The organism is Vibrio genomosp. F10 str. ZF-129 (assembly GCF_000287055.2).
Lineage (GTDB): Bacteria > Pseudomonadota > Gammaproteobacteria > Enterobacterales > Vibrionaceae > Vibrio.
Genome location: NZ_AJYQ02000091.1, coordinates 47,856 through 56,600, shown reverse-complemented (window position 1 = coordinate 56,600; position 8,745 = coordinate 47,856). Strand labels below are relative to the sequence as shown.

The following is an 8,745-nucleotide window of genomic DNA, read 5'->3' as shown; positions in this document are numbered from 1 at the left end:
ATTAGAGATTAGAGATTAGAGATTAGAGATCAGAGATTAGAGATTAGAGCATCAGTATTGAGTGACTGAATCTGTACTTAGGCTAACCAGCTAATGCACACGCTACCTAACGATTGACTGTATTTCGCCATCAGCTAAGCGAGTTGTGATCTGATCACCTGTTTTGACTTGATCATGATGAGTAATCACATTTTCACGATTGTCTTTAGTAATCGAATAGCCACGCAGTAATGTAGCAAGAGGGCTAACCGTATCCAGCTTTTCGGTCATCAAATTGAACTGGTAACGGCGATTGACTAACAGACTTTTCATGGCATCAATGAGTTTTTGCTCTGAGCGAGATAAGTGAGACGTTTGTTTACTCAATTGCATTGCAGGAGAGTGCAGTTGTAACTTGTGCGCGAGGTTATTGAGCCTGGTCTGGTGATGATTTAAGTATTGCTTTGATACATGAACTAGACGAGCTTCGAGTTGGTCGATTTGTTGGCTTTGTTGCTGGAGTTGAACGCTCGGGTGTTGCTTGTCTAATCGATGAGTGAGCTGTGACACATTGGCGCTCTGTAGCGACATGTAATGACGCATGGCATTAATCAGGTTTCGCTGCTTTGCAGCAAAAGACTGAGATTTATTGCTGGTATCACGACTGACCAGTTCTGCTGCGGCTGAAGGCGTGGGCGCTCGCATGTCAGCGACAAAATCAGCGATAGTGACATCAATCTCGTGACCTACTGCACTGATAATTGGAATCTGGCTGGCTGCGATGGTCCGAGCAACGGTCTCATTGTTAAAACACCAAAGATCTTCCAGAGAGCCACCACCACGGCCAACTATGAGAACATCACATTCTTGCCGACTGTTTGCTCGTCCAATGGCTTGTGCAATCTGGATTGCGGCATCATTACCTTGTACAAGGGTTGGATATACGATCACCGGTAAGCTTGGATCTCGACGTTTTAGTACATCAAGAATATCAAAAAGAGCCGCTCCCGTTTTCGATGTAATGACGCCCACACACTTAGGGTTTTCTGGCAGCTGAGATTTATTGGTTTGTGCAAATAGCCCTTCTGCGGCGAGCTTCATTTTTAACTCATCAAATTGCTGCTGCAGCTGGCCATCACCTTCTGGCTGCATGCTGTCAATAATCAACTGGTAATCGCCACGAGGTTCATAAAGAGAAAGTCGTGCTTTCACTAATACCTGTTGGCCATTTTTGGGTTTAAAAGTGACTCGGCGATTGTTCCCTTTAAACATTGCACATTTTACTTGAGCGCGGGAATCTTTAAGCGTGAGGTACCAATGACCAGAGACGGGGGATGAGAAGTTTGAGATTTCGCCGACTAGCCAAACAATACCCATCTGATTTTCAAGCAGTAATCGGACTTCAGAATTAAGGCGAGAGACAGTAAAGATATTTGGGTTAGTCAGAGAGGGCACAGCTAAACTCTTGGGCGTGAGTATGGAAGTTAGCGGCAATATAATACATAGCAAGGGGGTAAATGCAAATTAAAGTTAGATAAATGTGTAGCCAAGCGATTGCGCCCTGCGTATAATCCGTCTGCAATATCAAATCCAAATGACTCTGTTATGCGAAACGATAGAGTCGGATTTATTCCCTTTAACACCTTTGTTGTGAGATATTGCAAATGCTACGAATCGCAAAAGAAGCTTTAACGTTTGATGACGTTTTACTCGTCCCTGCACACTCTACTGTTCTTCCGAACACCGCTGATCTTCGCACTCAGTTGACGAAAAACATTTCTTTAAACATCCCAATGATCTCTGCATCGATGGATACTGTTACGGAAGCGCGCCTAGCAATTGCCCTCGCGCAAGAAGGTGGCATTGGTTTTATTCATAAGAATATGTCAATCGAGCAGCAAGCTGAAATGGTTCATCAGGTTAAAATTTACGAAGCGGGTGTGGTTTCTCACCCAGTAACTGTAAACCCTGACGCGACAATCGCTGATGTTGTAGCCCTTACTCAAAAACACGGTTTTGCCGGTTTCCCTGTTGTTACTGAAACAAACGAACTTGTTGGTATTATTACTGGCCGTGACGTTCGTTTTGTTACTGATCTTTCTAAGAAAGTGGATGCGGTAATGACGCCTAAAGCTCGCCTTGCTTCTGTTAAGGAAGGTGCAACTCGTGAAGAAGTTCAAGAGAAAATGCATGAAGCGCGCGTTGAAAAAGTGCTTGTTGTCAATGATGACTTCCAACTCACTGGAATGATCACTGCAAAAGATTTCCATAAAGCAGAACGTAAACCAAACGCTTGTAAAGATGAGCGCGGCAGCCTACGTGTCGGTGCAGCTGTTGGTGCTGGTGCTGGTAACGAAGAGCGCGTTGCTGCTCTTGTTGAAGCGGGTGTAGACGTTCTACTCATCGACTCATCACACGGTCACTCTGAAGGCGTACTTAACCGTATTCGTGAAACTCGTGCTGCATACCCTGATCTACAAATCATTGGTGGTAACGTAGCAACAGGCGCTGGCGCTCGTGCTCTTATCGAAGCCGGTGTCAGTGCGGTTAAAGTGGGTATCGGCCCGGGTTCAATTTGTACGACTCGTATCGTTACGGGTGTTGGTGTTCCGCAAGTAACAGCCATCGCAGACGCAGCTGAAGTAGCGAACGAATACGGTATTCCAGTCATTGCAGATGGCGGTATCCGCTTCTCTGGCGATATCTGTAAAGCTATCGTTGCTGGCGCATCTTGTGTGATGGTTGGATCAATGTTCGCGGGTACTGAAGAAGCACCGGGTGAAGTTATCCTTTACAACGGTCGTTCTTACAAGTCATACCGTGGTATGGGGTCTCTTGGCGCTATGTCTCAAGGTTCTTCTGACCGTTACTTCCAATCTGATAACGCTGCAGACAAGCTTGTTCCAGAAGGTATTGAAGGTCGCATCGCATATAAAGGCCGTTTGAAAGAAATCGTACATCAGCAAATGGGCGGTCTTCGCTCAAGCATGGGTCTAACAGGTTCTGCGACTGTTGAAGATATGCGTACTAAAGCTGAATTTGTTCGTATTTCTGGAGCAGGTATGGCCGAATCTCACGTGCATGATGTTCAAATTACAAAAGAAGCACCTAATTACCGTCTAGGTTAATGGTAGGTTCGTTGAGGCTATTTCAGTGATGAAGTCGCCCTGCGAAAACGATTGCCTTACCGCTTGAAGACTTAATAAGAGGCGAGTAAACTCGTCTCCGTTTCATTATTTAGCTAATAAGATTACCTCAAATGACTAAAAATATTCATGACCAACGTATTCTGATTCTGGATTTCGGCTCTCAATATACGCAGCTTGTTGCTCGTCGTATTCGTGAAATCGGTGTTTACTGTGAACTTTGGAGCTGGGACGTAGAAGAAGCGGATATTCGTGAATTCAATCCAGACGGTATCATCCTATCTGGCGGCCCTGAAAGTGTAACGGAACAGAACTCTCCACGTGCACCTCAGTACGTATTTGATTCAGGCGTTCCTGTATTTGGTGTCTGTTATGGCATGCAGACCATGGCTGAGCAACTGGGTGGTAAGGTTGCAGGTTCGAATGAGCGTGAATTTGGTTACGCAGCGGTCCAAGTAACGGGCGAATCAGCACTTTTCGCTGACCTTGAGACGACTCAAGATGTTTGGATGAGTCACGGTGACAAAGTGGTCGAGATTCCATCTGACTTCGTTAAAATCGCACAAACAGACACTTGTCCATACGCTGCGATGGCAAATGAAGAGAAGAAATACTACGGCGTACAGTTTCACCCGGAAGTGACGCACACGAAAAATGGCCTAAAAATGCTAGAAAACTTCGTACTGAATGTATGTGGTTGTGAGCGTTTATGGACATCTGAATCGATTATCGAAGACGCTGTTGCACGTATTAAAGAACAAGTAGGTGATGACGAAGTTATCCTTGGTCTTTCTGGTGGTGTTGATTCATCTGTAGTTGCGATGCTTGCTCACCGCGCTATCGGCGATAAACTAACCTGTGTATTTGTAGATAACGGCCTTCTTCGTTTAAACGAAGGTGAGCAGGTTATGGAGATGTTCGGCAACAAGTTTGGCCTAAACATCATCAAAGTAGATGCTGAAGAACGTTTCCTTAACGCTCTGGAAGGTGAAGCTGAACCAGAAGCGAAGCGTAAGATCATCGGTCACGTATTCGTAGATATCTTCGATGAAGAGTCTAAGAAACTGAAGAATGCTAAATGGCTAGCTCAGGGTACTATCTACCCAGATGTCATCGAGTCTGCAGCATCTAAGACAGGTAAAGCACACGTAATCAAATCTCACCACAACGTTGGTGGTCTTCCTGATGATATGGAAATGGGCCTTGTTGAGCCTTTACGTGAGCTGTTTAAAGATGAAGTACGTAAGATCGGTCTAGAGCTTGGTCTTCCATACAACATGCTTTACCGCCACCCGTTCCCAGGTCCAGGTCTAGGTGTTCGTGTACTTGGCGAAGTGAAGAAAGAGTACTGTGATCTACTACGTCGCGCAGATGCTATCTTCATTGAAGAGCTTCACGCTGCTGACCTTTACCACAAAGTATCTCAAGCATTCACGGTATTCCTACCAGTACGTTCAGTTGGCGTAATGGGCGATGGTCGTAAGTACGATTGGGTTGTATCGCTACGTGCAGTAGAAACCATCGACTTTATGACGGCGCATTGGGCACACCTACCATATGACTTCTTAGGTAAGGTTTCTAACCGTATCATCAATGAAGTCGATGGCATCTCTCGTGTTGTTTACGATATTTCAGGTAAGCCACCTGCAACTATCGAATGGGAATAATCTTTCAATAGATTAGGTCTATCAGAATAGGAAAGCCTCGTGATGTTATTGCGAGGCTTTTTTTGGCTCTATCTTTCTTATGATCGAACTGCAATCTTAGTTTTCGTTAACGACATTTCCTTTTTATAGCACTCAGGATTAAACTCCGCGTGTAAATTTTATAACTATTTTTTAAAAGGTAAGTGAGATGTCAACGAAACTAGCAAACCCTGCGCCCCTTGGATTAATGGGGTTTGGTATGACAACCATCCTGCTAAACATCCATAATGCGGGATTTTTTCCTATGGATTCAATGATTCTAGCGATGGGAATCTTTTATGGCGGATTGAGCCAAGTTATCGTGGGCACAATGTGTTTCAAACGTGGTGACACGTTCGGTACAACTGCGTTTACTTCTTACGGCCTATTCTGGTTGTCTTTGGTTGGTTTAATCGTGATGCCTTACATGGGCCTACCTGCAAGCCCTGCAGCATTCATGGGTTGGTACCTACTACTATGGGGCATCTTCACAGGCTTCATGTTCATCGGCTCTCTATGCTACCCAGTGGCGAAGCAAGTTGTATTCGGTTCACTAACTATCTTGTTCTTCCTACTTGCAGCTCGTGATTTCACTGGCAGCGAACTAATCGGCACTATCGCTGGTTTTGAAGGTATCTTCTGCGGAGCAAGCGCGATTTACTTTGCGATGGCACAAGTTATCAATAACGAATACGGGCGTACTGTATTGCCGATTGGTGAAAAACAGCAAGCTCAGGTCATTCCAATGACTCAAGAAATTGCGGCTTAAGTCTGAGAATACTCACCTTATACGTCGCAATACAAGGTGATAAAAATAAAAAGGGTTAGCAATATTGCTAACCCTTTGTGTTTATTGGACTGAATTTACTTCATTTTCATTAGTGACGGCTTATTGTCTCCAATGTTAGGTTGATGGTTGTTCAACAGGTTTGGCTTCTTTTTCTTCAGCCTGAGGTTCGTTACCTGTCTTGCGTTTGTACTTCTCTTCCCAGTACGTCGCGCCTTTAATGCCTAGTTTAATAGGGTTAAAGGTGAACTCAGTCACACCACGCTTTTGTTGTTCTTCATAATCTTCCAGTGCTTTTAGTGCAGGTTTTGACATGAAGAAAATAATGATAATACTCACTATATTCAACCAAGCCATCATGCCTACGCCCACGTCACCCATAGCCCAAGCTAAATTAGCTGTTTTCACCGTGCCATAGAAAACAGCGGAAATGATAACCAGCTTAAGGACAAACATCAGACCATTGACTTTTACCGTTCTACGGATGTAAGCAATGTTGGTTTCCGCGATGTAGTAGTAAGCCAGAATCGTCGTGAAAGCAAAGAAGAACAAAGCAATCGCGATGAATGGTTTACCTACACCAGGAAGCGCACTTTCGATTGCCATTTGAGTAAATACAGGGCCGTTTGCACTGATGTTTTCAGCAATGTTTTGAACGATGAAAGCATCTGGACCGCCGTGAACGTTGTACGCACCAGTGATCAGAATCATAAACGCCGTTGCAGAACAGACGAGTAGTGTATCGATGTAGATAGAAAAAGACTGAACCAGACCTTGTTGAGCTGGGTGATCAACGCTCGCCGCCGCCGCCGCGTGAGGACCAGTACCTTGTCCCGCTTCGTTAGAGTAAACACCACGCTTAACACCCCAACCGATAGCAGCACCAAAGCCTGCCATAGGCGTAAATGCATCACCAATGATCATGGCAAAGATACGTGGAACTTCACCAATGTTCAGAAGGATAATCACGAACGCTGTAATGATGTACGCAAGAGCCATGAAAGGAACAACGATTTGAGTAAAGTTAGCAATACGTTTAACGCCACCAAAGATAATGAAGGCAAGAATGATGCAAACAACCGTACCAGTAAAAATTTTAGCAAAACTGAATGTGCCGATAGCGGTTTCAATCATGTCGCCCGAGCCGAATGCCGCTTCTACTGCATTACCAATACTGTTTGATTGGACACCAGGAAGAAGAACACCACACGCAAAAATCGTCATGATTGCGAAGATCCACGCATACCATTTCTGACCCATCGCTTTTTCGATGTAGTAAGCCGGACCACCGCGGAACTGCCCTTCATCTTCTTCTTTGTAGATTTGGGCTAAGGTTGACTCTGTGTAAGCCGTTGCAGCACCAAAGAAGGCAACAACCCACATCCAGAATACGGCCCCAGGGCCACCAAATCCGATAGCAGCGGCAACCCCCGCAATATTACCCGTACCGACTCGACCAGATAAAGACACCGCTAGGGCTTGAAATGATGAGATACCTTTACTTGAGCTTTTTCCTGACAGTAGCAAGCGCCACATTTCAAAAAAGTGACGAACCTGAACAAATCGAGTCAAGATGGAATAGAACAATCCCGCCCCAAGACACAAGTAGATAAGCACTGGGCTCCAGATAATTCCATTCAAAAAGTCAACGAACGACTGCATGAGCATTTTCCCTGTTTATGTTGTGATTATTTTTCAGTCGATAGATTAACGGTTTTGTAGCGTAATTGTTAATAGTTTTGTCTGTTTCGGTTTCTTGATGTGAACAAGTGCACAAAACTGGTTTGCATTTGATTTACCGAGGAAATAACTATTTAGGCGTTAATGAGGTGTTAATTTGTTCCTTTGTTCGATTTTGAATGGGGTTATATCTTGGTTGAAGTGCATTTTCTAATTGGTTTTTAATTCTTTATTTATTCACTATTTTGGCTTATTAATCTAGTGGGTGGTGTATTTATGCTGTTTGAAAGTATTTGGCGTGTTTTAGGAGAGGTTAAAGAAAGAAAAGGATTTTCAATGGCAACTTAATCGCGAACTCCTACAATTAATTATTGAGGGGTACGACTATGAAATCAGAACAAAGCCAATGCCGTTATCAAAGCCCCGATAACTGGCGTTGTGACCAATCTTGTGGAGAGTCGGAGTTATGTTACTGGCACGATCCAAACGTAGACAAAAGCAATGATAATGTACGTGAAAAGATTGAAAACTGGGCCGCCGAGGGTAAACCTTTGGATGGATTTCAGTTGGCGAGAACAAATTTGGTGGATATCAACCTGGTAAATAGAGGAAACAAAGAAGGCTACAAGTGTCGAGATGTGGATTTTTATCGTGCAGATTTATCGGATGCTCACTTTTTTGGCTTAGATCTAAGAGGGTCATCAATGATGAAAGCCAAGTTAAATGGTGCAAATTTGCATTGTGCACGATTGGATAACTGCAATTTATTGGGTGCAGACCTGAGCCGAGCCAAACTTGAAAACATCGAATGGGGAGGTTCGTTAAAACAAGAGATAGATACGCGATTGGCGATGAAAGAGGGTGATCGAAGGCGAAGCATCTCATTGTGCCAAGAAGCTGAAGAGGTGTGTCGTAACATTCGCAAGCAGTGTGAAAAACAAGGTTTATTTGAAACCGCGGGGGTATTCTTCAAAAAAGAAATGCGTTATCGGCGCTATCAAATGCCATTGATGAGCTTGAACCGTATTATTTCAAAGACCGTTGATGTTTTTTGTGGTTATGGCGAGTCGCCAATAAGAGTCGTTGCATTTTCATTGGGGCTTATTCTTACCTGTGCGATGGCGTATTTTGTGTTGGACACCACCGCCAGTAACCCGATATATGAAGATATCGAAGGGTGGCGTTTCTATCTGTTCGAGTTCTTTAACGCCTTGTATTTTAGCGTGGTCACTTTTACAACGTTAGGGTACGGGGACATATCCCCTGTTGGCGTGGCTCGATTCATTGCTGCATTTGAAGCGTTTATGGGCAGTTTTACCATGGCACTGTTTGTGGTTGTTTTCGTAAAAAAAATGACGCGATAAAAGGATTGCAAACATCAGAGAAGCCAACGACTCAGGGGGCTTCTCTGGTTTCGCGCCTAAATGATATTCCCACTTGCTGCTGTTAACAAACCTTCATCTTTCCC

6 protein-coding genes are annotated in these 8,745 nt (G+C 44.2%); 4 read left to right on the top strand and 2 right to left on the bottom strand.

What is annotated here, in order from left to right; translation table 11 throughout:
• Positions 1-102 precede the first annotated feature (102 nt).
• Complete coding sequence (gene xseA / locus A1QO_RS10110) at positions 103-1,434, bottom strand: exodeoxyribonuclease VII large subunit (protein ID WP_017041502.1); 1,332 nt, start codon at positions 1,432-1,434, stop codon at positions 103-105.
• Positions 1,435-1,643: 209 nt separating this feature from the next.
• Between xseA and guaB the strand changes: the two genes are divergently transcribed.
• The 3 genes from guaB to A1QO_RS10095 all read left to right on the top strand — a co-directional run bounded on the left by guaB (position 1,644) and on the right by A1QO_RS10095 (position 5,579).
• On the top strand, positions 1,644-3,107 hold the full coding sequence (gene guaB, locus A1QO_RS10105; protein WP_017034159.1) for an IMP dehydrogenase: 1,464 nt from the start codon (positions 1,644-1,646) through the stop codon (positions 3,105-3,107).
• A 131-nt stretch (positions 3,108-3,238) separates the two neighbouring features.
• Positions 3,239-4,792, top strand: a complete 1,554-nt coding sequence (guaA, locus tag A1QO_RS10100) for a glutamine-hydrolyzing GMP synthase (protein ID WP_017041501.1) — start codon at positions 3,239-3,241, stop codon at positions 4,790-4,792.
• 187 nt (positions 4,793-4,979) lie between these two features.
• Positions 4,980-5,579: an acetate uptake transporter gene (locus A1QO_RS10095; protein ID WP_017034161.1), complete on the top strand. Its 600-nt coding sequence runs from the start codon at positions 4,980-4,982 to the stop codon at positions 5,577-5,579.
• Between the two features lie 135 nt (positions 5,580-5,714).
• On the opposite strand, the gene A1QO_RS10090 is transcribed toward A1QO_RS10095, so the two are convergent.
• Positions 5,715-7,259, bottom strand: a complete 1,545-nt coding sequence (locus tag A1QO_RS10090; protein WP_017041500.1) for an alanine/glycine:cation symporter family protein — start codon at positions 7,257-7,259, stop codon at positions 5,715-5,717.
• 404 nt (positions 7,260-7,663) lie between these two features.
• Here A1QO_RS10090 and A1QO_RS10085 point away from each other — a divergent pair, with 404 nt between their 5' ends.
• Complete coding sequence (locus A1QO_RS10085; protein ID WP_017034163.1) at positions 7,664-8,641, top strand: ion channel; 978 nt, start codon at positions 7,664-7,666, stop codon at positions 8,639-8,641.
• Positions 8,642-8,745 lie beyond the last annotated feature (104 nt).